Annotated in this window: 18 protein-coding genes; 12 read left to right on the top strand and 6 right to left on the bottom strand. The window is 48.5% G+C overall.

All coding sequences use genetic code 11. The features are described 5' to 3' along the window. Positions 1-263: 263 nt before the first annotated feature. The 6 genes from asnA to hisIE all read left to right on the top strand — a co-directional run bounded on the left by asnA (position 264) and on the right by hisIE (position 5,525). Positions 264-1,304, top strand: coding sequence for an aspartate--ammonia ligase (gene asnA / locus KWJ01_RS15550; protein ID WP_224997594.1), 1,041 nt, complete (start codon positions 264-266; stop codon positions 1,302-1,304). A gap of 345 nt (positions 1,305-1,649) precedes the next feature. Next, complete coding sequence (locus tag KWJ01_RS15545; RefSeq protein WP_224997593.1) at positions 1,650-2,393, top strand: phenylalanine 4-monooxygenase; 744 nt, start codon at positions 1,650-1,652, stop codon at positions 2,391-2,393. A gap of 21 nt (positions 2,394-2,414) precedes the next feature. Continuing rightward, positions 2,415-2,999 carry an imidazole glycerol phosphate synthase subunit HisH gene (gene hisH / locus KWJ01_RS15540; protein WP_224997592.1) on the top strand — a complete coding sequence of 195 codons (585 nt, stop codon included), beginning with the start codon at positions 2,415-2,417 and terminating at the stop codon, positions 2,997-2,999. Positions 3,000-3,159: 160 nt separating this feature from the next. Beyond that, on the top strand, positions 3,160-3,885 hold the full coding sequence (hisA, locus tag KWJ01_RS15535) for a 1-(5-phosphoribosyl)-5-[(5-phosphoribosylamino)methylideneamino]imidazole-4-carboxamide isomerase (protein ID WP_224997591.1): 726 nt from the start codon (positions 3,160-3,162) through the stop codon (positions 3,883-3,885). Positions 3,886-4,003: 118 nt separating this feature from the next. Next, a complete protein-coding gene (gene hisF, locus KWJ01_RS15530; protein ID WP_224997590.1) occupies positions 4,004-4,762 on the top strand; it encodes an imidazole glycerol phosphate synthase subunit HisF in 759 nt (252 codons plus the stop codon). A 151-nt stretch (positions 4,763-4,913) separates the two neighbouring features. Beyond that, a complete protein-coding gene (gene hisIE, locus KWJ01_RS15525) occupies positions 4,914-5,525 on the top strand; it encodes a bifunctional phosphoribosyl-AMP cyclohydrolase/phosphoribosyl-ATP diphosphatase HisIE (RefSeq protein WP_224997589.1) in 612 nt (203 codons plus the stop codon). A 44-nt stretch (positions 5,526-5,569) separates the two neighbouring features. Here hisIE and KWJ01_RS15520 read toward each other — a convergent pair whose 3' ends face one another. Further along, positions 5,570-5,965: a DoxX family protein gene (locus KWJ01_RS15520; RefSeq protein WP_224997588.1), complete on the bottom strand. Its 396-nt coding sequence runs from the start codon at positions 5,963-5,965 to the stop codon at positions 5,570-5,572. 60 nt (positions 5,966-6,025) lie between these two features. Between KWJ01_RS15520 and KWJ01_RS15515 the strand changes: the two genes are divergently transcribed. The 3 genes from KWJ01_RS15515 to KWJ01_RS15505 all read left to right on the top strand — a co-directional run bounded on the left by KWJ01_RS15515 (position 6,026) and on the right by KWJ01_RS15505 (position 9,272). Next, complete coding sequence (locus KWJ01_RS15515; RefSeq protein ID WP_370634728.1) at positions 6,026-7,948, top strand: ATP-dependent DNA helicase RecQ; 1,923 nt, start codon at positions 6,026-6,028, stop codon at positions 7,946-7,948. Between the two features lie 4 nt (positions 7,949-7,952). Next, positions 7,953-8,549: a biliverdin-producing heme oxygenase gene (locus KWJ01_RS15510; RefSeq protein ID WP_224997586.1), complete on the top strand. Its 597-nt coding sequence runs from the start codon at positions 7,953-7,955 to the stop codon at positions 8,547-8,549. Between the two features lie 243 nt (positions 8,550-8,792). Beyond that, a complete protein-coding gene (locus KWJ01_RS15505; protein WP_224997585.1) occupies positions 8,793-9,272 on the top strand; it encodes a GtrA family protein in 480 nt (159 codons plus the stop codon). A gap of 51 nt (positions 9,273-9,323) precedes the next feature. Here the strand turns inward: KWJ01_RS15505 and KWJ01_RS15500 are convergent, their stop codons facing one another. Next, complete coding sequence (locus KWJ01_RS15500; protein ID WP_224997584.1) at positions 9,324-10,508, bottom strand: hypothetical protein; 1,185 nt, start codon at positions 10,506-10,508, stop codon at positions 9,324-9,326. Positions 10,509-10,830: 322 nt separating this feature from the next. Here KWJ01_RS15500 and KWJ01_RS15495 point away from each other — a divergent pair, with 322 nt between their 5' ends. Next, positions 10,831-12,210 (top strand): vitamin K epoxide reductase family protein, encoded by a 1,380-nt coding sequence (locus tag KWJ01_RS15495; RefSeq protein WP_224997583.1) that lies wholly within the window; start codon positions 10,831-10,833, stop codon positions 12,208-12,210. A gap of 44 nt (positions 12,211-12,254) precedes the next feature. Here KWJ01_RS15495 and KWJ01_RS28350 read toward each other — a convergent pair whose 3' ends face one another. From KWJ01_RS28350 to KWJ01_RS15475, 4 genes are all read right to left on the bottom strand, one after another. Next, the gene (locus KWJ01_RS28350) at positions 12,255-13,376 is read right to left on the bottom strand and encodes a hypothetical protein (protein WP_224997582.1); all 1,122 of its coding nucleotides are present in this window, start codon (positions 13,374-13,376) and stop codon (positions 12,255-12,257) included. Positions 13,377-13,594: 218 nt separating this feature from the next. Next, positions 13,595-14,830 carry a hypothetical protein gene (locus tag KWJ01_RS15485; RefSeq protein ID WP_224997581.1) on the bottom strand — a complete coding sequence of 412 codons (1,236 nt, stop codon included), beginning with the start codon at positions 14,828-14,830 and terminating at the stop codon, positions 13,595-13,597. Next, entirely contained in the window at positions 14,793-15,860 is a 1,068-nt protein-coding gene (locus KWJ01_RS15480) for a hypothetical protein (protein WP_224997580.1), read from the bottom strand. Before KWJ01_RS15480 ends, KWJ01_RS15485 begins: the two co-directional genes overlap by 38 nt. Before the next feature lie 82 nt (positions 15,861-15,942). Then, a complete protein-coding gene (locus tag KWJ01_RS15475) occupies positions 15,943-18,255 on the bottom strand; it encodes a nitric-oxide reductase large subunit (RefSeq protein WP_224997579.1) in 2,313 nt (770 codons plus the stop codon). 1,189 nt (positions 18,256-19,444) lie between these two features. On the opposite strand from KWJ01_RS15475, the gene KWJ01_RS15470 reads away from it, so the two are divergent. After that, positions 19,445-21,133, top strand: coding sequence for a hypothetical protein (locus tag KWJ01_RS15470; protein WP_224997578.1), 1,689 nt, complete (start codon positions 19,445-19,447; stop codon positions 21,131-21,133). 37 nt (positions 21,134-21,170) lie between these two features. Continuing rightward, complete coding sequence (locus KWJ01_RS15465; RefSeq protein WP_224997576.1) at positions 21,171-22,478, top strand: Gfo/Idh/MocA family protein; 1,308 nt, start codon at positions 21,171-21,173, stop codon at positions 22,476-22,478. The last annotated feature ends 16 nt before the right edge of the window (positions 22,479-22,494 follow it).

Raw genomic sequence — 22,494 nt, 5'->3', positions numbered from 1 at the left:
CATAAGATAAACATATCAGCAAAGCCTTCCTTAGACAGGGAAGGCTTTTTTGTTAGCCGTTCATTAGTTAATTGATCAAAACTTTAAATAACCAGTATAAACATGTATCAGTCCGGCATCAATAATAATTGGAATAATAATCCTCCTCCGCAAGGGTGAGCCGGACCTGCTATATCCATACAGAGCCCTCTCACCTTGCCGGTAGAGGGCTTTTTATTTTTACACCTTCAACAAGCTCATTAATCTAAAATAAATAAATACGCATGAAAACCTATTCAGCAACTACCCAGGACCAAACTACAAGCCTTAGCCCACTTGCACTTGAAAGAGGCATTGAGCTGGTAAAAACAGAATTTGCACAGCAGCTGGCCAAACACCTGAACCTCTATAAGGTAACGGCGCCTATGTTTGTGAAAAAAGGCACAGGCATTAACGACGACCTGAACGGTACCGAAAGAGCCGTTAGCTTTTCGGCGCCTGCCCTGGGTGGCTGTACGGTAGAAGTAGTACATTCATTAGCAAAATGGAAAAGAATGAAGCTGGGGCAGCTGGGCTTACAGCCGGGAGAGGGTATACTAACAGATATGCGCGCCATCCGCGCCGATGAAGAACTTAGTCCCCTGCATTCGCTCTATGTAGACCAGTGGGATTGGGAAAAAGTAATAGCACCAGCCGATCGTAAGCTGGAAACACTCAAAACAACCGTACGCTCCATCTATTCAGCGATCAAAGCAACAGCAGAAACCCTGCGTGCCGAGCTGGCTGTTGCTGTACCCCAGTTGCCGGAAGAGATCACCTTTATTCATTCAGAAGAACTTAAAGCAAAATACCCTGACCTCACACCCAAGCAGCGCGAAGATAAAATTACTGAAGCCCTGGGTGCTGTTTTTGTAATAGGCATTGGTGGGGCACTGGAGGGGGGTGAACCCCACGATGGCCGCGCCCCGGATTATGATGACTGGAGCAGCCCAAGTGTAGAGGGCTACAAGGGACTGAACGGAGATATCCTGGTGTGGAACGCTGTATTGGGCAGGGCATTTGAGCTTTCTTCTATGGGCATACGTGTAGACCCATTAACCCTTAAACGCCAGCTGGATATTGCCGGCTGTCCGGAAAGAAGCACCCTGGCCTTCCATTCTGCCCTGCTGGCTGGTAAACTGCCCCAAACCCTTGGTGGCGGCATTGGCCAGTCCAGGATGTGCATGTTCCTGCTGGGCAGAAAGCACATTGGAGAAGTGCAGGCCAGCCTGTGGTCTGATGAAACATTGAGCAGCTGCGCAGCATCTGGCATTAGCTTATTATAAAATATTTTTCATTTTCTATCTCGTTTTCCCCCATCCATCGCGGTCTGCTTCCCCCGGCAGGCCGCTTTTTTAGTACGCTGCTGTGCAGGTTACAGGGGGTAAAATATGGTATGGAGGTAAAAAAATCAGCAGCAGTTGTAGCTTTTTTAGGAAGAGCCCGTATATTTGAGCACCATGTTACAAATCGCAGCATATTACCATAGCTATTATCATCTGCCCGGAAACCCTGGCTTCGGTAATAGTTGTGTATGCGCTTTAAGATAAGCAATCAAAAAATAACCATACAACAACCCGTTCCGGAGCCCCGGAGCGGGTTTTTTATTTTCAAACCAAACCAGAATTAGTATGTCAATGCAGCAATACAGCAACTACACCTCCGAAGATTTCGCAGTCTGGAAGATTCTTTTTGAGCGTCAGGTGCAGAACCTGCCAGGCCGTGCTACCGCAGCGTTTATGGAGGGCCTGAAGCGGATCCAGTTTACGGCAGACAGTATTCCTAATTTTGAGGAAACGGACCCGCTGCTAAGCAGCTGTACCGGCTGGGAGCTAACCGTTGTGCCTGGCATTGTAGCCGATGACCTGTTCTTTAAGCTGCTATCAGAGAAAAAATTTCCGGCCACTACCTGGCTGCGTAAAATGGCTCAGCTCGATTACCTGGAAGAGCCCGATATGTTCCATGATGTGTTTGCACACGTGCCCCTGCTCACCAACAAGCCTTTTGTAGACTTTTTGCAGGCCCTGAGCAAAATAGCCCTGCGCCACATCGACGATGCATGGGCTATTGAGCTGCTAAGCAGAATTTACTGGTTTACCATTGAATTTGGCCTGATACAGGAAGAGGGCGGGCTGCGTATTTATGGCGCAGGCATCCTCTCTTCTGCCGGAGAAACCCTCTACTCCCTAAGCAATAAGCCAGAGCACCGCCCTTATGATGTAGCCACAATTCTGGATACGCCATACCGCAAAGATACCTTCCAGGAGATTTACTATATTGTAGATTCCTATGAGGCACTTTACGCCTCTATTCCGGAGATAGAAGAAGAGCTGGCAAAGCGAATAAAGAAAGGAACTGTTATATCTTTGTCGTAAGCTGTTTGTGCACCCACCACTATGAATGTAGCAATTGTAAAATATAATGCAGGTAACATACGCTCGGTAACCTATGCCCTGCAGCGTTTAGGGATTGAGCCCTGCATCAGCGACGATGCAGAAACCCTGCGGTCGGCAGATAAGGTGATTTTTCCCGGCGTGGGAGAGGCCAGCACAGCCATGCGCTACCTGAAGGAGCGCAACCTGCATACGCTGCTGCCCACCCTTACCCAACCTGTGTTGGGGGTGTGCCTGGGTCTGCAGCTCATGTGCCGGCATTCCGAAGAGGGAGATACCCCCTGCCTGGGTATATTTGATGTGGAGGTGCGCCGGTTCAATCATGGCCTGAAAGTGCCCCACATAGGCTGGAACCAGCTGCAGCCCCACAACCACCCCTTGTTTAAGGACCTGCCCGAGGAAAGCTACCTTTACTATGTACACAGCTACTTTGCCGAAGTAAATGAGTCTACGATTGGTACCACCGACTACGGCATACCCTACAGTGCTGCCTTACACAAAAACAACTTTTATGCGCTGCAGGCCCACCCCGAAAAGAGTGGCAAAACAGGAGGGAAGATCTTAGAGAATTTTTTAGAGTTGGTTTAAGTAGTAAATCAAGAATCAGGGGGCAGGAACCAGGATTCTTTGCAGAGAAACATTGCTTTCTGCTTTAGAAAACACATCAGTGTGATCAATTGCGGAAAGCTTTTAACAGATCAATGAGTCTTGATTCCTGATTCTTGACTCCTGAATCAAATAATACCTAATGCATATCATACCAGCAATAGACCTGATCGGCGGAAAATGTGTTCGCCTTACCCAGGGCGATTACGATCAGGTAAAAGAATATAACAGCGACCCACTGGCAGTAGCCAGGCAATATGAGGAAGCCGGACTTAAGCGCCTGCACCTGGTAGACCTTGATGGCGCCAAACAAAGAAAGATTGTAAACCTGCCCGTGCTGGAGCGTATTGCAGGGCAAACAGGCCTGCATGTGGATTTTGGAGGTGGTGTACAATCGGATGAGGATCTGCAGGCAGCCTTCGAGGCCGGGGCGAAGCAGGTAACCGGGGGTAGCATAGCAGTGCGGCAACCTCAGACCTTTGAACGCTGGCTGGAGGAGCACGGGCCGGAACGAATAATCCTGGGGGCCGATGTACGGGGACGCGAAATTGCCATTGGTGGCTGGCAGGAGGGGGGCGGCGTAGAGCTTATGCCTTTTCTAAGAAAATACACTGATCTGGGGGTGCGTTACGTAGTATGTACCGATGTGAGCAAAGATGGCCTGCTGCAGGGTCCTTCCTTTCAGCTTTACAAAGAGATCTTAGCTGAATTCCCTCAATTGCACCTTATTGCCAGCGGCGGTGTTGCCACTATGGACGACCTGCGCCAGCTTCGTGACCTGGGCTGCTGGGGCTGTATTGTAGGCAAAGCCATCTACGAAGGTCGTGTAACTGTTGCAGAGCTGGCGGAGTTTGAGCAAAAAAGTTGATAGAGATAATAAATTTTACCCTGGAAATAAAGTCATAGTATCTGTCAATAAAAGTCTGTTTTTAGCCCACAGCACTGCAGAAGCTCATACCACAAATCTCATACCCCATACCCCAACTATGCTTACCAAACGGATAGTCCCCTGCCTGGACATTAAGGATGGCAAAACCGTAAAAGGTGTAAACTTTGTGGAGCTACGCGATGCCGGCGATCCGGTAGAGCTGGCGGCACTTTATGCCGAGCAGGGAGCCGATGAACTGGTGTTCCTTGATATTACCGCCACTGTAGAAAAGCGAAAAACCCTGGCCGAACTTGTGAAGAATGTAGCCTCGGTAATCAACATTCCTTTTACCGTAGGGGGTGGTATTTCTTCATTGGAAGATGTATCGGTGCTGCTCCATGCCGGGGCAGATAAAATATCCATCAACTCATCTGCCGTAAAAAATCCAAAGCTCATCGATGCGCTGGCGCAGGAGTTTGGCAGCCAGTGTGTGGTGGTGGCTATTGACACCAGGAGTGTAGGCGCTCAAAACCTGGTACACACCCACGGCGGCCGCACCCCAACAGCACTGGAAACCGAAGCCTGGGCACGGGAGGTGGTAGAGCGTGGAGCCGGCGAAATTCTGCTTACCTCTATGGACCATGATGGTACAAAAGCCGGGTTCGCCAATGAGCTTACTGCAAAACTCTCCGGCAACCTGCCTGTCCCTATCATTGCTTCTGGCGGGGCCGGTAATATGCAGCATTTCAAAGATGTATTTAGTAGCGGTAAAGCCGATGCGGCCCTGGCTGCTTCTATCTTTCACTTTAAAGAAATTGCCATACCAGACCTGAAGCACTACCTTCGTGAGCAGGGGCTGCCGATGCGATTAGCCTAGGATCAGCCGTAGCTCGAAGTTTATAGGGTATAGTACATATGTGCTAAATAGCACCTTATAGGCTTTAAAGCTACAAATCTTTTGTTTTAGGTCGTATGTACTACAAGCAGCGCCTGGTACCTTAAATTTTTATAATCACCACGTTTTACCCATGAGCCCGGATTCCATTCAACCAGATTTTGATAAAACCAATGGCCTGATTCCTGCTATTGTACAGGATGCTGTAAGCCAGAAAGTACTGATGTTAGGCTTCATGAACCAGGAGGCCCTGCAGAAAACGCAGCAGGAGGGGCGGGTAACTTTCTGGAGCCGCAGCAAGGAAAGGCTCTGGACTAAAGGAGAAACATCCGGCAATTTTCTGGAAGTGGAGAGCATCAGCATCGACTGCGATAAAGATACCCTGCTCATCAAAGCCCGGCCCATTGGTCCGGTATGCCACACCGGTGCCGATACCTGCTTCAATGAACAAAACAGCAGCCGCACCGGCTTTATCGACCAGCTTCGTGCTATCATCAAAGACCGCAGGCAAAACCCTGCTGAAAAATCATATACCACCAGCCTTTTTGCCAAAGGCATCAACAAAGTAGCCCAGAAAGTGGGCGAAGAAGCCGTAGAGCTGGTGATTGAGGCTAAAGACGATAATAAAGATCTTTTCCTGGGCGAAGCAGCTGACCTGCTCTTTCATTACCTGATTCTGCTGGAAGCCAAAGGCATTGAGCTCGATGAGGTGGTTGGCGTGCTGGAGGCCAGGCATAAGAAGTAAGCTGTACGTATTGGGTAAAGCTCTTTAAGTGCTTAAGTAAGTGCTTAAGAATGCCGCTTATCCAGGGCAACTGCATTATTGCTGCGGTGGGCAATCAAAAAGTAGATGACCAGCAGGTAAGTCATTTGCAAGCCAGCTGTTGACCATTCTTCTTTGAGGCAGGTGCCAAATAAAAGCGCTACTATAATAAGACCTGCCCCAAAGGCTGCCCAGCGGGTAAACAAACCTATCAGTAACAGTAAGCCTACCGATGCCTCGGCAAAAGGCAGGCAATAGGCAAAAGCTTTTGCTACAGATTCGGGCAGCCAGGTATCCTGAAAACCTTTGGCAAGCCCTGTAGCAAAGGCAGAAAGCTTTGGGAGGCGCACCAGCCCATGCAGAAAAAAGTTTATGCCGGTGCCAAGGCGCAGGACCAGATACGCAAGTTGGGCGTCTGTCATGTTTAAAATATTGAGTAGCACACAATTTTAAGATATCTTTAGCAGAATTTTCTGCTTTTGATGATGCAATCTGCACAATCTGTACTTCAACAATACTGGGGCTACAAGGGCTTTCGTCCCTTGCAGGAGGATATTATTGGAGCTGTGCTGCAGAAAAAGGATGTTCTGGCACTCATGCCCACCGGTGGTGGTAAATCGCTATGCTTCCAGGTTCCGGCCCTGATGCAGGAGGGCATTTGTCTGGTTATTACGCCCCTGATTGCGCTGATGAAAGATCAGGTGGAACACCTGAAAGCCCGGGGCATACCTGCCGAGGCCGTGTATTCCGGCATGAGCAAGCGCGAGATAGATGTAGCGCTGGATAACTGCGTGTACGGCTCCCCAAAATTCCTCTACCTCTCTCCCGAAAGGCTGCTCACCGAGCTGCTGCAGGAGCGGGTAAAGAAGATGAAGGTAAACCTGCTGGCTGTAGACGAGGCTCACTGTATCTCCCAGTGGGGCTACGACTTCAGGCCTGCCTATATGCAGATTGCTGAATTCCGGAAGCTGATCCCGGAGGTGCCCTGCATTGCCTTAACTGCTACAGCTACAAAAACAGTGGCCAAGGATATTCAGGAGAAGCTTGCCTTCAGGCCCGGCAGTAAGGAATTTCAGAAGAGCTTTGCCCGCGAAAACCTTTCTTATAGTGTACGCTGGGAAGAAAATAAACCTGCCAAGCTGCTGGAGATCCTGAAGAAGGTGCCTGGTACGGCAGTTATTTACCTGCGCAGCCGCAAGCAGACCCAGCTGGTGGCCAAAACCCTGCGGCAATATGGCATCAGTGCCGACCATTACCACGCCGGGCTGCTGCACGAGGAGCGTGTTCGCCGGCAGGATGCCTGGATGCAGGGCCGGCTGCGGGTGGTGGTAGCCACCAATGCCTTTGGCATGGGCATCGATAAGCCGGATGTGCGGCTGGTGGTGCACCTGGGGCTGCCCGATACCCTGGAGGCTTATTACCAGGAGGGGGGACGTGCCGGCCGCGATGGAAAAAAAGCCTATGCCGTGGTACTGGTAGACGAGCAGGATGTAAGCGGACTGCGGGAGCGCATCTTACGTGAGTTTCCCGAGCCGGAGGTAATGCGGCATGTATACCAGGCATTGGCTAATTATTACAAACTGGCAATTGGCAGCAGCCAGCTCTCTTCCTACGATTTTGAGCTGGATGATTTCTGCCGTACCTATTCGCTGGATGCCAACCAGACCTGGCATGCCCTGAAAAAGCTGGAAGAGCAGGGCTTTCTGCAACTAAGCGAAGGCTTCTATGCGCCCTCACGCCTGCACATACTGCTACAGCACCAGGAGCTTTACGCTTTCCAGATTGCAAATGCCTCCCTGGAGCCCCTGCTGAAAGCGCTCTTGCGTATTTACGGTGGCGAAATCTTTGCGGGCTACACCCGTATCTCGGAAAATGAGCTTGCCCGGCAGGCTAAAGATTCTGTGAACGGCATCAGGCAAAAGCTGGAAATGATGCAGAAAATGGAGGTACTTGCCTATGAGCCACAACGTGATAAGCCACAGCTTACCTTTCTGACGCCCCGCCACGATGCCGCCAAACTTCCGCTGCAACTTAAACAACTCCGGGAGCGTAAAGAGGTATGTTTGGAAAAGGCAGAAGCCGTGATCGACTACGTAAAGCAGGAGCATCTGTGCCGCACCCGCTTTTTGCTCGATTACTTTGGTGAATGGGACTATGAGAAGTGCGGCATTTGCGATGTATGCCTGCAGCAAAAGGGAGATGATGCACATGATGGTAAGATTTTTCGTTATCGTCAGCAGATCCGCAATGCAATTACCATAAAGGCATTAAGCCCTACTGAGCTGGAAAAAGCACTAGAGGTTTCTGCCGCCAATAAAAACATTATGCTGCACACGGTGCGGCTTATGCTGGATGAAGGCAGCCTTACCTACGACAGTACCGGCTGCCTGGTCCTATCCAAATAAAATTATGACAACAGATAATCCAACCATAGTAGAACGCTTACGTTCCGAAACCCGCACACAGCACGACCGGCTGGAAGAAGTAGCAGCCTCCGATAAACTGGCAGAGGGCACCTTAAGCCCTGAAGAATACCTTAAGCTTTTACGCGCCAATTATGCTGCACACAGGCAGCTTGAAGGTTTAGTTGGTAAATCAGGAGAGATGGAAGCTTTGCTGGAGGAGCGGCAAAAGACACGGCTGCTTGAAAAAGACCTGGAGCAGGCAGGTGAAGACCCCGAACGGGTGTGGCAGCAGCTGCGGAATGAACTGCCCGACCTGGCGCTTGAAAATAAGTACCAGGCGCTGGGTGCGCAGTATGTAATGGAGGGGGCAACTCTTGGCGGGGTGGTGATCCTTAAATCATTAAACCAGCACCCGCAGCTTCAGCCCTATCAGCCATTCCATTACTATGGCTGCTATGGAGGCGATACCGGCCGCCGCTGGAGCCAGTTTAAACAGCTGTTGTTGCAGGAAGTGCAGACGCCTGAACAGCAGGAGGAGGCATTAAAAGGGACCCTGGGTGCCTACAAACTTTTTGAAAAAGCCTTTGTAGCCGTGCAGTAGAGGCGCAGCGTAATAGATTTATTTTAAGCATCTGCTAACCAATATATTAGGCTGGCGGCGGAACTTGTTGAAGCAGTCAACTTAATTCTGTACTGGTTCAGGAGATAGTAATGCGGCAACAATAGTCTTGACCAAAGCTTTTAATATTATTAAATAAAGTTTATTTTAAATTTTTTCGACTGTATCTGGTAGTTTTGTGTTTGAACAAAACTGGGGTACTACCTCTCTTTTGCCATTTTACCTATGAATCTGAAAGCTACTGTTCAATACCTGATAGATCTGTTTTACCCAATTTTCAGGCCTGTGCTGGATCACCAGACCTACCGTTTTCTGGCTTGTGGCGGGGTAAATGTGGCTGTGGAAATCCTGTCTTTTTTTGTTGGGTACCATTTTATTCTGCAAAAACAGGTAATACATCTGCCGTTTGGCCTTGCCATCAGTCCTTATATAGGTGCCCTGATCATTTCCTTTTGTATTGGCTTTCCTCAGGGTTTCTGGATGATGCGAAACGTAGCTTTTCCTACCTCTACCCTGAGGGGGCGCACACAACTGCTGCGTTATTTCTTTGTGGTCATGATTAACCTTTTGCTCAACTATGTACTCCTGAAAATCCTGGTAGAGCAACTCAACATCTATCCTACGCCTTCAAAGGTTATTGCAACGGGCGTTGTGGTGGTTACCAGCTACCTGCTGCAGAAGTACTTCTCTTTCCGCACCAACTAGTTTTCTGCCTGTAGCCGCTTTCAATACTTAGGCAGAATAAAAATACAATCGTTAGCTGTTTGCCTTAAGCCTGAAATAGCAGGAAGGTGCAGGCAGCTTATAGGCAGTGTGGGAAATGGGCAGGGTGCCTGCTGATTTTTGTTTTTTCTTTTTCTCATTCAGTACATCCAGCTTTCCTGCTTCAATTAAGTACTGCAGCCCCTGGATGCCCTCCTGTGGTAATAGTTCGTGCTGTAAAAGCAAGGTGTAAAGTGCCTGGTTGTCTAACTCTTCTTCGGCGGAGAGTATGCGTTCAACACATATATTTATTTCTGCCGCTGCCGGATCTGTTTCTGCATCTGCGGTACTGCCGCCACCAAACAAGCCAAGCTGGTTACCTGGCTGTACATTCTTTTCTGAAATTTTCTTCAGCTTTTGGCGGGCCTGCAGCATTTTCTCCATCATAAGTGCATCATGGCTTAGCCCATACAGGCAAACAGTATGCTCCGGAGCAGCAGCGGAATAATGCATTACAAACCTGCCGGTGCTGCCTGCCAGTCCCTGCTTCAGCTCCTGGAATAGGAGGGGCAGTGTTTTTTCCTCTGTCTGTTCTTCTGCTGGGGCTGTAAGCAGTGGCGATAGTGTGGCTGATAAGGCAGCCATTGCTTCTGCAGGTTCTTTTTTGGGTACATATCCTCCGGAGAGCGCTACGGCTGGAGCAGGCATGAGCAGCAGCACATCCAGGCGTTTGGGGAGTAGCTGAAGCAACTCCCGCAGGCTGGAGATGGGCAGGTCCAGCGGATCCAGCAGGAGCAGGTTTCTTTCTGTAGCGGGTTGCCGCTGCAATTGTAGCTGTAACTCCTTCAGGATCTCCTTCCAGCCTGCGAGCTGGTGGCTGATCCTGGCAGTGTGGCTCTGATTGTTTAGCTCCTGCAGCAGCGGCAGTGCCTTAGGCAGTAAAGAATCATCGGCAGAGCCAAAAAGGCTTAAGCCTAAGGGTTTGATGGTAGACTTGTTGGAGAGCAAATGCTGCCGCTGCTGCCGTAAAGCTTCCAGTACCATAAAAGGCAGGCCGCCCTTTGCATCGGGTGTAAGGCCCCATTTACCACTAAACCAGCAAAACACATTAATGCGGCTTATTGCACCCAGGCTGCTTAACTGCGGCAGGTACTGATACATGAAATCTTCCAGCAGCTGCCGGGAGTGCTTCAGGTGGTGCAGGGTAGGCGGTGGGAGGCGTTTCGGTTTAGGCGGCATTTCAGAGACTTACGCAATACTTCAGAGGCAATCAATCCGCTTTAAGTGGACCAAAGATACGAAGCCGGTGCTAATAATTTTAGTTTTTGCTCCTATTCAGTAAAAGATCAGTCCGCATCACTCACCGATAGCTGGTCTGCTGGCTGCAATGCCCGTTTGCAGGCTTCCGGGCAAACATAAAGTACATGATACGGTTACTCTAATGTTTAGTTTAGTACAGTTCAGGAGGGTTGGATTCCTGTTTGGGATGCAGCCGCAAGGGATCAGTACCCGGAATAGTTTGTAGAAATCCACAACACATCAGGTTAAATTCTTTCAGCTTATGGGACTTACTTTTAGTAATCTCTTTTTTGTAAAAAAGGGGATGTTTCCGGAAGAGAAGCAACACACGCACGAGGAGCATCATAAAAAAGTAAGCTGGGTTTATTACTCTACTATTGTTTTAGGGTTTTGGCTAATAGCAGCCCCCCCTACCTTTGACTATGAGGTGCCGGCTATGGTCTGGAACGATCTGGTAGCCGGGTTTCTCCTGATCGTACTTAGCTATCTGGCACTGAAGCCTTACAGACTATGGGCACAATGGTGCGTGGTTTTTTTAGGTGTCTGGCTTTTTATTGCACCAATGATCTTTTGGGCAAAGGAGGGGGCAGGCTTTCTGAATGATTACATTATAGGAACACTTGTGGTAGCCTTTGGCATAATCATTCCAGGGCAGCCTGGAATAAAGTTGTTTGCACAGCCCGGCCCAAACGTTCCGCCTGGCTGGAGCTATAATCCATCATCGTGGAACCAGCGGGTGCCGGTAATCTTTTTTGCCTGGGTTGGCTTTTTTGTTGCACGTTATATGGGTGCTTTTCAGCTGGGCTATATCGATACCGTTTGGGATCCTTTTTTTGGTGATGGTACCAGGAGGGTACTCACTTCAGATGTTTCTCATTCCTTTCCGGTATCTGATGCTACCCTGGGCGCATTTTCCTATATTCTGGATGTATTGTTTGGGTATGCCGGCGGTACCCACCGCTGGCGTACCATGCCATGGGTAGTGATACTTTTCGGTATTATGATTATTCCGCTGGGTGTGGTGAGTATAACACTGGTAATCCTGCAGCCGGTTTCCGTTGGCTACTGGTGTACCCTGTGCCTTACCAGTGCAACCATTTCCCTTATTATGATTCCTTTTACCATTGATGAGGTATTGGCTACAGCACAGATGATGCGCCATGAAAAGAAAGTAAGGGGAACATCTTACTGGACGAGCTTATGGTTTGGTGGTACCATGGAAGGCGGCGAAATCGAAGAAAAAAAGAATCCGGAAACACTAATAGGGCATACTGTGAAGGAAAGCTTCAGGGACTTTTTGCATAGGCCCTGGAACCTCTTTGCTATTATGGCAGTAGGCTTATGGGTAATGGTTGCGCCAGCTGTTTTAGGATACAGTGGTTCAATTGAAAACAGCAATAATGTGGCCGGTGCTTTGATTATTACCTTTGCCGTTATTGCCATGTCAGAAGTAGCCCGATCCCTGCGGTTCATCCATATACTTTTTGGCCTGTGGCTCATTGCTGCTCCCTGGATCATGGGAACAGATCACAATGTGGCCATGTGGAGCGGTGTTGCGGCAGGCATAATCTTAATTGCCCTCAGTTTCCCGAAAGGTAAAATAGAGGATCAGAGGGGCGGTTTCGATAAGTATATTAAGTAAACCGGCAAAGCACCAATGTCAGTAGGTTGTTTATAAATAGCTAACTACCCATTTCTCATATTGAAGAGAATAATTGCGCCAATGATATAAAAGAGCACCACCAGAATTGAATCAAAGCCCAGCCTGAAGAAGGTTTTCTTGAATTTTATGGTGAGGCCTATCTGGTAAATACTGGTGAGCAATATGCCAAAAACAGCGCCGGCAGCGGCAAAATCACCTACCTCATCCAGGGCAGGCCCTTCGGTGTGGAGCAGGTCAGCAAACAAAACAAGGCCAACATTCAGAAGGTTAGTACCAAAAATATTACTGAAGGCCATGCGATACCTTTTAAGCTTTGCCGCACTTATGGTAGTGCTTAGCTCTGGAAGCGAAGTGGTAAGACCTACAAAGAAATACCCCATAAAGCCAGAACCAATCCCGCTTTCTTCGGCTATAACATCTGCACTGGTGGCTACAAAGTAACCGCCAATCAGAATACCAAGAGCCGATAGCAGGAAATACAGTCCGAGCCTGGATAATAAAATCTTAGATGGCTTTACCTCCTCATCTTCACCGGAACCATCTGCTACATCCGCTTCATTTTGTTCTTTTTCGGCCATTCTTTCAGATACGATAGCCTTTACTTTGCCAATACTTTCCCGCTCCTGGGGCTCAGTAAGCCACCACTTCATTTTTTTGAAGTAATTGATGATGTAGAACAGTATTACGTAAAAAGCGAAGAGTACTACAGACCAGAGGCCCACATGAAAAATAGCGACATCTCTGTAAAGAATGGCAACTGCAGCAAGTGCCAGTAAAAAGGAAAGACAGATTGCCTGAAGCCTCGATACCGGATTTTCGAGTGAGCCACTTAGAGAGGAGTTTTTAATGATAAAGTCACCAACAGCCAGAACGGTAATTTGCAGGGCAATGCTGCCAAACAAATTGTTGATAGCCATGCTCACATTATTAGCCAGGGTAGCCGAGAGGGTGGTGGCAACCTCCGGCAGTGATGTAATGAGGGCGAGTCCGAGGGTGCCTATAAATACTTCAGAAATACCTGTTTTGTCGATGATCTTGTCGGCATACTTAGAAAGCCTTACGCCAGCGCCCCATACCAATGCACCTGATAAAATAAAAATAACGATATTCCATAGTAGTGGAAGGTCCTGAATATAGCTACTCACTTTCTATTGGTGTTCAGATGATACTTGATACTGCTTGAACAGCATTGTTATTAACTTAATATGATTTAGGGACAGTTAGTTGGGCAATACTTTACAAAAAAATGCTTAAGGCTGCTGTCAGCAGTCTTGAAACTGGCTGTCAATCCTCTGGCGTTTTGATGATAGTACTGTAAAAAGGTGGATGTATCAGGTACTCTCCAGCTATTTATGCTGCGCTTTCAGCCCTTGTTGTACAGCTTTAGAGTGCCAACGCCCATTAGCGCTAAGAACATCGCTCCTGATACATAGAAAAGACCTTTTGCATACCAGGGAGCTATCCATGCAGTGAGTGGCGGTAGATACAGGGTGGTAAGCAGCAGCTGGCTGCCAACAAACGCCAGAAGAAACAGGTAAATTAAAACACGGCCGGCAGAGGAGGAGGGGAGCCAGTGCCTGTGAAATCCTTCGGCAAGCAATACCGGCGTTACTACCCCCAGGAAAATCAGGTGAAGAAATGCAATGATAAAGTTACGGTTGCTGAAGGCTATATCTGCCAGGGCAGGTAGTGCCGCAACAAGCTGCAGTACATTTTTAACCCCAAATGCAAGCGCTGCAAAAATAAGCAGCTGTTTTACTAGAGGCTGTAGCCCACCCCAGCAATGGGGGGAGACCGGCAGTACAGACCTGTATAAATAGTATAGCCCACCCAGCTGTAATACACCTGCCAGTGCAGCCAGCCCATAGAGCCACCCCTGCTGCTCGGCCCACAGAATGGATAGGCTCAGGGAAAAAACACAGCCAAGAGCAAACAGCATAAAGGCCCGGGCGGCTGAGGCATTGCTGATGGAAAATCCCCTTGCTTCCAGGTATTGATAAAGCACTGCCAGCAGGGCAAAGATAAACCAGCCGTTGTACTGAAAATGCAGGTAGTAGTAAATGGCCATGTAGTACCAGTTGCTGCCGCCTAATCCATTTACCATAATGGGCCCCATTGCAAATGGCCCCAGGCTGCTGATGACCATGAAAAAAAGGCCAAGCTTAAGGTAGCGACCGGCAATAGGGCTGCTGCTGTGCATGTGCTTCCGGGCCATCCAGGTAAAAGCCCAGGAGAAAAAGATGTGCAGCGTGGAAAATATAATACTCTCCCTGGCATAGCCCTGCAGGGGAAAGAAAACCAGCATGCCCACTGTGGCAATCTGGGTGAGCCAGAAAAGCCTCATCAGCCCTTTTTGTTTATCTGCGGGAATAAAATAGGACAGAATAAGGGCATAGAGCGCATTGTACACCCAGCCCAGAAAGGCAAGGTGGGAGTGTGCATGCAGAAAATATTTATAGTTGGCCCAGCTTACAGCGCCAACAAAGAAGTAGCGCAGAAAAGTACCTAAGGCTGCCGTTATAATCAGGAAGAAGAAAGCAAGTCCAAAGGCTGTTGCCGGCTTAAGCCACCATTTTTGCATTTCTTTTACTCTGCTCATGGATCAGGATCAACACAATGCCTGTAAAATATAAAAGAATGGCCACACCGCTTAAGATTCCGCTCCATTTTCGCCACTCGATCCAAACAAACACATCTGCTCCAACACGCAGGGCCAAAGATGCCTGTAGCAGAAGCAGCGGGAGGTACAGCAGGGAGTGGTAGGGTTTGATGGTAATACCGGCCACTGCGGGCAGTATAACAGGACCATGGGCAAAGATCATGGAGAACACAAAGCCCAGGAAAAAGGCATGCAGTACGGCATCGTACATGAGCGGAAGCCAGTCGTAAGAAAAGAGCAAAGCACCACAGACCAGCAGCCAGCCATAGCCCAGTAGCAAAGCGCGGCCGCCAAAAGCCGTTAGACCCTCTTTTTTTGCTGTCTTACGGGCAATATCGAACTGTAGCAGCCAGAGAGCGGTACCGATAATACCGGCACCGAGTATCCAGCGTCCGCTGCTGTGGTAGGGCATGAGCACCCCCACCACGCATATAAGAAGGGCGGCATAGAGTAAACTTTTTTGTTTGATGCTTACGGGCAGAAAGCGGGTAAGCTCCAGCCTTTCGCCACTGATGGTGAGCAACAAAAAAAGCAGCCACCAGAAAACAGCCATTGGGTAGAGATTGTGTATCAGCAGCAGAGAATTGCCCACCAGCCAGCAGGCAGCACCGCATAGCATAACCCACATAGAGGCATCGGACTGGCGCTGCAAAAGCAGCCAGAAGATGAGCATAAGGCCCATGCTACCTGCCACCAGGCAGGTATAGGCAGCAACGGGATAGCCGCTTAGAAATAACGGCAGGCTGAGCAGGTTAACTGCTGGTATGGTGTAAGACCATAGCTTTTTCAGCACCACGGCACGCTCCAGTATAACCAGAGAGCCCAGGAAAGAGCCCACCATCAGCGCACCATGGTCGGCCACGCCCTTTGTTACAGGAAACTGCCAGCCCAGCCGTATCCAGCCTGTCCAGAGTGCCAGCAACAGGGCCAGCAGCACCAGGGGCAGCAGGGGAAATACTTTCTTATTCATGGTAGTGTGGTGGTAGGGGAACATCAGTAGGAGAAATAGCCTCCCGGCATTGCCGGGAAGCTATCTGGTATAGAACACTATGTTAAGCGACAAGCTCTTTTTCTGGTTCAATCTGCGGCTTAAGCGGCTCAGATGGTTTGTCTGGTTTAGCCACAGGACCGTTATCTGCTTTAGGTATGCCAATACGAAGCACAAACCAGGCGAGCACCAGCACACCAACGGCAAAAATGGTATCACCGATTACGCGCATCCAGCGCCAAACCTCCAGGGTATCGCTAGACATAAACTCGGCAGAGCGTGCATACCATAAACCAAATTTAACCGATGCCCAGGTTTGAATAAGGCCAATGGGCAGTACACTAATGGCTACCATTAGGGCCAGGCCAATGTTAATACTCCAGAAAGCGATCTTAAGCGGTTTTTCAGGCCAGCTGATCTTGCGGTTCATGCCACGCAGGGCAAACAGCATCAGCCCTATGCCCAGCATGCCATACACACCAAAGAGCGCAGTGTGGCCGTGTACAGGCGTTGTATTAAGCCCCTGCATGTAATAAAGGGCAATAGGCGGATTGATCAGGAAACCCAGGATACCTGCACCTACCAGGTTCCAGAAGGCAACAGCCACAAAGCAGTAGATGGGCCATTTATAAGTCTGCACCCAGGGCGTAGCTTTGCTAAGCTGCAGGTTATGGTAAGCTTCAAAACCGATGAGTACCAGTGGTACTACTTCCAGCGCACTAAAGGTGGCTCCAAGGGCCAGCACTGCTGTAGGCGTACCGCTGAAGTAGAGGTGGTGGAAGGTGCCGATAATACCTCCAAACAGGAAGATAATGGTAGCAAAGATCACACTCTCGTTCGCCAGCTTGGCTCTTAACAGGCCCAGTTTTACAAACAGGAAGGCAATAACTACCGTGGCAAAAACTTCAAAGAAACCTTCCACCCAAAGATGTACCACCCACCAGCGCCAGTATTCGGTAATAGCCAGGTTGCTGTGGCGACCCCACATTAAGCCAGCGCCGTAGAATAACGCAATGGCTGCAGAGGAGATAACGAACATGGTAAGCAGGTGCTTGTTTTCTGCCTGGTTTTTGAACGCTGGTAAAATAGCCCGCACCATCAGAAATAACCAGATGAAAAGGCCGGCAAACAGGAAGATCTGCCAGAAGCGGCCCAGGTCTACATATTCCAGCCCCTGGTGGCCAAACCAGAAGTTGGCTTCAAGGCCCATTTCCTGCATTACACCAAACCACTGGCCTGCCATAGAACCTACTACAATTACCAGCAGCGCACAGAAAAGAACGTTAACGCCCAGTTTCTGGAAAGGTGGTTCGTAACCCGATACGGCTGGTGCTATGTACAGGCCCATGGCCAGCCAGGAGGTGGCGATCCATAAAATGCCCAGCTGTACATGGTAGGTGCGGGTGAGGGAGTAAGGAAGGATTTCGGCCAGCGGCAGACCAAAAAGGGCCTGGCCTTCTACGCCATAGTGTGCCGTGGTGGCACCCAGCGCTACCTGCACTACAAAGAGCAGGGCTACCACCCAGAAATATTTCAGCGTAGCCTTCATGGAAGGGGTAGGGGTGAGGTTCAGGAGCGGGTCATTCTTTGGCCGGTCGGGATTCAGCTCTTCCTCCTGGTGAGAGGCATAGTAGTAAGCCAGCAGCGATACGCCTGCAATCAGAATAATAACGCTGAAGCCTGTCCAGATGTGGAGGGTGCCAGGGGGTAGGTTGCCCACCAGCGGCTCATGGGGCCAGTTGTTGGTATAGCTGATCTCATCACCAGGCCTTTCTGTAACGCAGGCCCAGGAGGCCCAGAAGAAGAAGCCGTTGATAAGGCGGCCACGCTCCGGATCTTTGATGGTATTATCTTTCAGTGCGTATTGCTCGCGCAGCTCGGCCAGCTCGGGGTCGTTCATGAACAGGCCGGTATAGTGCCTGCTGTTGTTGGCAATTGCCTCGGCTCTAAGATCAGACACGGTGAGTGTGCCGGTGGCAGGATCATAGGTGTTTTTGCGGAGTTCTTTCTGCAGGCGGGCCTGCAGTGCTGCCTGCTCTTCTTCGTTAAGCTGGTCATAGGCTTTGCCCTTGTCTCTCTGCGCCCAGGCATGCAGCATAAATACAGCTTCTCGGTGCAGCCAGTCGGCCGACCAGTCAGGGGCTACATAGGAGCCATGGCCCCATACGGTGCCAACTTCCTGCCCGCCAATAGATTGCCACACACTCTGGCCATCCAGGATCTCGGCTTCGATAAAGAGCACCCGGCCCGATTCTGTTACAACTTGTTTAGGAATTGGAGGTGCTTCGCGGTAAATCTCCCAGCCGTAGTAGCCTAATACAGCAAAAGAGAAAACTATGACTGCCGCAAATCCCCACCATAATTTTTTAGTACTCATGGTATAGAAGGGTTTAGTTTTTGTGATAGTGTTCGGCTTAATTTTATAATCACTCAGGCATGAGAAACAGACTGTTATCGTTGCTGATCTGCTGCTTGTGCTTTCATGCCTCAAAGTTCTCACCTAAACTTTTCACAGAACATGATAAAAATCAGGAATAAAAGATATTTAAGTCTTTTATTATACTACCATGCTAATGCTTACGCCAGTCTCTTCATGGGGTAATGCATGTGCTGTACTTACTGATGCTTCATCTTTTTTACAGGATTTGCCAAGGTTAAGGGACTGTTGGATTGTTGCCGATAGGACAACGAACGTTTGCTTCAACTGGACAACAAGACCTCTTTTAACCTATTTTATAAGGGCAGGAGCATGCTGCGATAGCTGGTTACGAAAAATATTATATTGATATTATTAAAAAATAATTAAAAATAAGTATATTCATCTGGTTGTCAGTTTATTGATCCAATGGCTCTGGTGCCGGATAATATTTAGCTGGTTTGCCCTAGCCCACCAGCTTATGGCAGTGTTGGCAGGTATTCTGTGCCTGCATCTTATGAAAATGGGTATGTTTCTGCTGGTACTTCTTTCATGCATGGTTTAACCTGAATGAAGTTGTACGCTATGTACGTGACGAGAGCGGCTACTGATCATGAGTGACGACTCACCGGCAATGATTCGAGTAGCCGTAAGGAAGCCCTTCTAAAAGTAGTTGGCCCAGCTTTTTAAATCGCCATCCTCTGTAGAACCCTGGGTGATTTTTGTAATTGCTCACCCCGGAATCCCCAACTACTCATATAAGCCCCCACTACACAAGGAATATGGGGTTTTACTCTTTCGATGTTTAGGTTGAATTAAAAAGGATGCCAAATGCAGGTATCACCAGGAATTCCTCCTGCAGTTTATTTATCTACCTCTTACAGGGTTGAAAGCATTTAGTTTTTTAATCTCCATATACAGTAAAAAACACTACCGTTAGCCTTTTTTCTGACCGAGCTGCTTTTGACTGCAATGCCATCTATGAGACACTTTTTGTGTTGAGTCAGGCGTCTAAGGGTGACATTAAATCTTATATAAAACACCTGTGCATGCTGCGCTTTAAGGGTGGCAATGCCTGTTGGTGCAAATATAAAAATGGTTGATTGCCGGAGAGGGGAATGGCATTCTGGTACTCATAACACCTACCTATATGAAAAATCATCCATCACCCCTTCAGGAGCTGCAAAATGCAATTAGCCCTGTAACATATATTTTTATATTGACTATAACAGGAGTAATGCTCTGTGCCTGTACTCAAAAACCTGAAAAAGAGCAGGTTTTGCTGCTTGGTGAGGTGCCTGTTTTGGGCGATATGCCACAATGTGGTACCGTACAGTTTTCTGATGGTTGTGGAGAGAGAACAGATACCCTCATCTCTTATGGACTTGCCCTGGTTCACCACATGACCTACACGGAAGCTGAATCGATCTTTGACCAGGTAATTGCAGAAAACCCGGAATGCTTTTGGGGGCATTGGGGTAAAGCGCTCACCTTTATTCATCCTGTTTGGCCCGATACGCCAAGTGAAGAACAACTTAAAATGGGATGGGAGCTTACTCAAACTGCATTGAGCCTTGCTACAAAGGAAAAGGAAAAAGCGTATGGCAAGGCCCTGACAGCATTTTATGAGGGTGAACCTGCAAGAACAAAGCTGGAAAGGCTCAAAAGCTATGAACAATCCTGGGCAACGGCTTTTGAAAACTATCCGGATGATACTGAAATAAAAACCTTTTATGCCTTAAGCTTAATTGCTACAGCAGATCCTGGAGATAAAACTTACAAAAACCAGGTAAAAGCAGGTAAGCTTGCCGAAGAGGTACTACAGGTAATTCCTGATCATCCCGGCGGGTTTCATTATGCCATTCATGCCTATGATAACCCGGTTTTGGGTAAAAAAGCCATTGATGTAGCAAATAACTATGGCAAAATTGCCCCTGAAATACCACATGCACTGCATATGCCCACCCATATTTTTACCCGCCAGGGCATGTGGAAAGAATCTATTGACTGGAACAGGCGATCGGCAAAAGCGGCATTAGCCAATCCTTTCCAGGGTAATGTTTCCATGCATTACTTTCATGCACTGGATTATATGGTGTACTCCCACTTGCAAAGAGGAGAAGATAAAAAAGCCAGGAGGATCGTAGATGAGTATAAAAAGCTGAACCAGCCCATTCAGCAGCACTTTATAACAGCCTATGCACTTGCAGCCATGGAAAGCAGGTATTATATGGAGCGGCAAGCCTGGGAGGAAGCAGCAAAGTTAGAAGTATGGCGGCATCAGTATTTCCCATGGGAGCAATTTCCCGAAAGTGAAGCCCTTGTCTATTTTACCAAAGTGATAGGTGCTGCACGAAGCGGACAGCCGGAAGTAGCCGTTGCGGCCATACAAAAGCTGGAAAAACTTCAGCAGGCTACTTCAAATCCATACTGGGCCAAGCAAATAGACATTCAGAAAAATACAGTAAAAGCATGGCTGGCATACGCCAGGGGAAATAAAAAAGAAGCCCTTGCCACCATGAAATCTGCAGCAGCCCTTGAGTCTTCTACAGAAAAACATGCCGTTACGCCTGGTGAGTTACTTCCCGCAGTAGAATTGCTGGGAGATATGCTGTTGGCGCTTAACCAACCCGCAGAAGCCCTCCTCCAGTACGAAGTCGCCCTGCAGAGAAGCCCCGGCAGATTAAACAGTATCTATGGAGCAGCGCATGCGGCTGAGCTTTCCGGCGATAAGCAGAAGGCGAATCAATACTATACTTCCTTGATGAACCTCTCGGCTGATGCAGAAATTCTACTGGACCAAAGAAAAGTGGCCCTGGCCTACCTTGAAAAAAACTAAGCCTAAGCGGTGCCGCAGCCAATCAAAACATACCTCTATGCAAAGAAGAGATTTTCTAAAAACTAGCGCTCTGGCAACAGGCGCTTTGATGATGCCCTTTAGCTTATGGGCAAAAGATGACAAAATAAACCTTGCTATCGTGGGTACAGGATGGTGGGGAAGAGAAATTTTGTTGCAGCGTGCTTTAGCTACGGATAGGTTTAATGTTGTGGGCCTCTGTGATGTTAACCAGACTGCGCTTCAAAAAGCATCAGAGGTTGTTGTAAAAGCAGGAAATCCTAAGCCCAAACTATTTAAAGATTACCGGCAAATGTATGATATGCCAGAGCTGGAAGCAGTGGTGATTGCCACCCCAACCCACTGGCATGCCCTGCAGTTTATAGCTGCCTGCGAAAAAGGACTGGATGTATTTCTGGAGAAGCCAATCAGTTATGATATCCGGGAAGGGCAAAAAATGCTGGAGGCTCATAAAAAAGCCCTCAACATTGTAACAGTAGATTTCCCAAGGGTAATGTTCGATACCAACGAGCAGGTAAAAGCATACATCAACAGCGGAGCCGCAGGGGAGATCGTACAGGCGAAGGCAAACATCAATCACCATGAAGGCCTCAGGGTAGAAAAAGCCATTCCCAACACTTTAGACTATGAAGCATTCTGTGGGCCGGCACCTAAAGTCAGCTATATGACCAGTCCGGATGGAGAGGCCTGGGATTGGAGAGGCCAGCATGCATTTAGCAGGGGAATTCTGGCAGACTGGGGAATCCATTACATTCATAACATCAGAAAAGTGTTAGATCTCGATCTTCCTGCCAGTATTAATGCCATTGGGGGTACTGTTAAAAATTTCTCCCACGATAATCCCGACTACCTGGATGTTAAGTTTGATTTCAATGGTAAGCCTGTTTACTGGTCTCACAAGACCTGGGGGTACACATCGGACAGGCCGGAAACCAACATTGGGGTTTACTATTATGGCGAAAAGGCAACGATTTTTGCTGGTGACATTGGCTGGGAAGTATATCCTGCCGACGGATCAGCTACAATTGTGAATGGCAATATTCGCTTTAATGCTGATCCAAGCTTTATGGCAAAAGCATTTAAGGCAATAGAAGGTTTGTTCACGCAGTTTGCCGGCGCAATCCGGAGCCGTTCCACAGACGGAATTCCTGTACCACTGGAAGATGCCTATACCACCACTGCGGCCGTTATTTATGCCGATATCGCTTTTCGTACCGACTCAAAAATAGCCATCAATAAAAATACAATGGACATTGTAAATAATGGCAGTGCCCAAGCCTTATTAAAAAGAGCATACCGCGAATCCTATAAACATCCCTTTTCCTAGCAATTTCTTTGGGCGC

Source organism: Cesiribacter sp. SM1 (assembly GCF_020178975.1).
In the GTDB taxonomy this organism is placed as follows: domain Bacteria; phylum Bacteroidota; class Bacteroidia; order Cytophagales; family Cyclobacteriaceae; genus Cesiribacter.
The sequence above is the reverse complement of the archived record's forward strand: the minus strand, read 5'-3'. Positions and strand labels throughout refer to the sequence as shown.

Excerpts from the sequence above, each read along its gene's own strand:
- asnA (WP_224997594.1), top strand. The coding sequence starts at position 264 with ATGAAAACCTATTCAGCAACTACCCAGGACCAAACTACAAGCCTTAGC.
- KWJ01_RS15545 (WP_224997593.1), top strand. The coding sequence starts at position 1,650 with ATGTCAATGCAGCAATACAGCAACTACACCTCCGAAGATTTCGCAGTC.
- hisH (WP_224997592.1), top strand. The coding sequence starts at position 2,415 with ATGAATGTAGCAATTGTAAAATATAATGCAGGTAACATACGCTCGGTA.
- hisA (WP_224997591.1), top strand. The coding sequence starts at position 3,160 with ATGCATATCATACCAGCAATAGACCTGATCGGCGGAAAATGTGTTCGC.
- hisF (WP_224997590.1), top strand. The coding sequence starts at position 4,004 with ATGCTTACCAAACGGATAGTCCCCTGCCTGGACATTAAGGATGGCAAA.
- hisIE (WP_224997589.1), top strand. The coding sequence starts at position 4,914 with ATGAGCCCGGATTCCATTCAACCAGATTTTGATAAAACCAATGGCCTG.
- KWJ01_RS15520 (WP_224997588.1), bottom strand. The coding sequence starts at position 5,965 with ATGACAGACGCCCAACTTGCGTATCTGGTCCTGCGCCTTGGCACCGGC.
- KWJ01_RS15515 (WP_370634728.1), top strand. The coding sequence starts at position 6,026 with ATGATGCAATCTGCACAATCTGTACTTCAACAATACTGGGGCTACAAG.
- KWJ01_RS15510 (WP_224997586.1), top strand. The coding sequence starts at position 7,953 with ATGACAACAGATAATCCAACCATAGTAGAACGCTTACGTTCCGAAACC.
- KWJ01_RS15505 (WP_224997585.1), top strand. The coding sequence starts at position 8,793 with ATGAATCTGAAAGCTACTGTTCAATACCTGATAGATCTGTTTTACCCA.
- KWJ01_RS15500 (WP_224997584.1), bottom strand. The coding sequence starts at position 10,508 with ATGCCGCCTAAACCGAAACGCCTCCCACCGCCTACCCTGCACCACCTG.
- KWJ01_RS15495 (WP_224997583.1), top strand. The coding sequence starts at position 10,831 with ATGGGACTTACTTTTAGTAATCTCTTTTTTGTAAAAAAGGGGATGTTT.
- KWJ01_RS15485 (WP_224997581.1), bottom strand. The coding sequence starts at position 14,830 with ATGAGCAGAGTAAAAGAAATGCAAAAATGGTGGCTTAAGCCGGCAACA.
- KWJ01_RS15480 (WP_224997580.1), bottom strand. The coding sequence starts at position 15,860 with ATGAATAAGAAAGTATTTCCCCTGCTGCCCCTGGTGCTGCTGGCCCTG.
- KWJ01_RS15475 (WP_224997579.1), bottom strand. The coding sequence starts at position 18,255 with ATGAGTACTAAAAAATTATGGTGGGGATTTGCGGCAGTCATAGTTTTC.
- KWJ01_RS15470 (WP_224997578.1), top strand. The coding sequence starts at position 19,445 with ATGAAAAATCATCCATCACCCCTTCAGGAGCTGCAAAATGCAATTAGC.
- KWJ01_RS15465 (WP_224997576.1), top strand. The coding sequence starts at position 21,171 with ATGCAAAGAAGAGATTTTCTAAAAACTAGCGCTCTGGCAACAGGCGCT.